The organism is Paenibacillus sp. 01T422 (assembly GCF_056398785.1).
This window is the reverse complement of record NZ_JBFTQB010001253.1, coordinates 1-1,388: the sequence shown is the minus strand read 5'-3', so window position 1 is coordinate 1,388 and position 1,388 is coordinate 1. Positions and strand designations below refer to the sequence as shown.

Below are 1,388 nucleotides of genomic sequence, written 5' to 3'. Positions count from 1 at the left end.
GGCCGAAGGAGCACGATTGGAAATCGTGTAGGCGTCACAAGCGTCTCGAGGGTTCGAATCCCTCTCTCTCCGCCACTATCTTTCTAGTAAGGCCCGTTGGTCAAGTGGTTAAGACACCTCCCTTTCACGGAGGTAACAGGGGTTCGAGTCCCCTACGGGTCACCATCAAGTACTTCCCATGGAGGCTTAGCTCAGCTGGGAGAGCATCTGCCTTACAAGCAGAGGGTCGGCGGTTCGATCCCGTCAGCCTCCACCATGAATTCTACTGCAAGGCTTGATTTATTAGAATTCCTGAAATATACTTAATGACGCGGGGTGGAGCAGCCCGGTAGCTCGTCGGGCTCATAACCCGAAGGCCGCAGGTTCAAATCCTGCCCCCGCAACCAATAATGAATGTGGAGCCGTGGTGTAGAGGCCTAACATGCCTGCCTGTCACGCAGGAGACCGCGGGTTCGAATCCCGTCGGCTCCGCCATTATTACCAACATCATGTAAGGCTCGGTAGCTCAGTCGGTAGAGCAGAGGACTGAAAATCCTCGTGTCGGCGGTTCGATTCCGTCCCGAGCCACCATATTTACAACTATATACGCCGTTGTAGCTCAACTGGTAGAGCAACTGACTTGTAATCAGTAGGTTGGGGGTTCAAGTCCTCTCGACGGCACCATGTTTTATTATGGAGGCTTAGTGAAGTGGCTAAACACGGCAGACTGTAAATCTGCTCTCTCCGAGTTCGGTGGTTCGAATCCATCAGCCTCCATTTACTTTTTCTAGGGGCATAGTTTAAGGGTAGAACAAAGGTCTCCAAAACCTTTGGTGTGGGTTCAATTCCTGCTGCCCCTGCCAAAAAAGTAAGCAACTGAATATTGTGGCGGTCGTGGCGAAGGGGTTAACGCACTGGTTTGTGGATCCAGCATTCGCGGGTTCAAGTCCCGTCGTCCGCCCATTATTACCAAAGCAAGATAATGGGGATTAGCCAAGCGGTAAGGCAACGGACTTTGACTCCGTCATGCCAAGGTTCAAATCCTTGATCCCCAGTTTTATATGCGGAAGTGGCTCAGCGGTAGAGCATCGCCTTGCCAAGGCGAGGGTCGCGGGTTCGATCCCCGTCTTCCGCTCCATTATTACTAAGGCGCCATAGCCAAGTGGTAAGGCAGAGCTCTGCAAAAGCTTTACCCCCAGTTCGAGTCTGGGTGGCGCCTCCACAAAATTATTAGCCGGAGTGGCGGAATCGGCAGACGCACAGGACTTAAAATCCTGCGGTAGGTGACTACCGTACCAGTTCAAGTCTGGTCTTCGGCACCATTGTTTTTATAAGTTCTTATGCCGGCATGGCGGAATGGCAGACGCGCTCGACTCAAAATCGAGTCCGAAAGGGTGGAGGTTCGAGTC

Annotated in this window: 13 tRNA genes; all 13 read left to right on the top strand. The window is 52.6% G+C overall.

From position 1 onward, the window contains the following. Window positions 1-90: 90 nt before the first annotated feature. Window positions 91-165, top strand: a tRNA-Glu gene (locus AC1DUA_RS37755). Between the two features lie 15 nt (window positions 166-180). Then, window positions 181-256, top strand: a tRNA-Val gene (locus AC1DUA_RS37750). A gap of 53 nt (window positions 257-309) precedes the next feature. Then, window positions 310-386: transfer RNA gene (locus AC1DUA_RS37745), tRNA-Met, on the top strand. An 11-nt stretch (window positions 387-397) separates the two neighbouring features. Then, window positions 398-474, top strand: a tRNA-Asp gene (locus AC1DUA_RS37740). 20 nt (window positions 475-494) lie between these two features. After that, window positions 495-570: transfer RNA gene (locus AC1DUA_RS37735), tRNA-Phe, on the top strand. A gap of 17 nt (window positions 571-587) precedes the next feature. After that, a tRNA-Thr gene (locus tag AC1DUA_RS37730) sits at window positions 588-663 on the top strand. A gap of 11 nt (window positions 664-674) precedes the next feature. Next, window positions 675-756, top strand: a tRNA-Tyr gene (locus AC1DUA_RS37725). Window positions 757-768: 12 nt separating this feature from the next. Then, window positions 769-842, top strand: a tRNA-Trp gene (locus AC1DUA_RS37720). Between the two features lie 25 nt (window positions 843-867). Beyond that, a tRNA-His gene (locus AC1DUA_RS37715) sits at window positions 868-940 on the top strand. Between the two features lie 22 nt (window positions 941-962). Continuing rightward, window positions 963-1,034 (top strand) — tRNA-Gln (locus AC1DUA_RS37710). Window positions 1,035-1,042: 8 nt separating this feature from the next. Beyond that, window positions 1,043-1,117 (top strand) — tRNA-Gly (locus AC1DUA_RS37705). A 10-nt stretch (window positions 1,118-1,127) separates the two neighbouring features. After that, window positions 1,128-1,201: transfer RNA gene (locus AC1DUA_RS37700), tRNA-Cys, on the top strand. 11 nt (window positions 1,202-1,212) lie between these two features. Further along, window positions 1,213-1,301: transfer RNA gene (locus AC1DUA_RS37695), tRNA-Leu, on the top strand. Window positions 1,302-1,388: the final 87 nt, after the last annotated feature.